Genomic DNA, 297 nt, shown 5'->3' on the forward strand with positions numbered 1-297 from the left:
GGAGGTTCGAATCCTCCCGGATGCACCATCTTCTCCGAGATAACAGCAAAACTGTTGTTTCATGGTCTGCGAGATAATCGTGAGTACCAGGGAGGATAACGTTGCTTCAGCAACGGCCCACAGGGCGAGGCGCAGCCGAGTAATCCTCCCGGATGCACCATCTCTTACTTGATATCGCTCATTACGATATCAATATCGGCAGTAAAGCAAGTTTCCCGATGCATCCGTAGCTCAGCTGGATAGAGTACTCGGCTACGAACCGAGCGGTCGGAGGTTCGAATCCTCCCGGATGCACCA

At 52.9% G+C, this 297-nt stretch carries 1 tRNA gene; it reads left to right on the plus strand.

Going from position 1 to position 297, the window contains the following annotated elements:
- Positions 1 to 220: 220 nt before the first annotated feature.
- Positions 221 to 297: transfer RNA gene (locus tag OGV75_RS00070), tRNA-Arg, on the plus strand.

The organism is Citrobacter sp. Cb028 (assembly GCF_030336705.1).
Lineage (GTDB): Bacteria > Pseudomonadota > Gammaproteobacteria > Enterobacterales > Enterobacteriaceae > Citrobacter > Citrobacter braakii.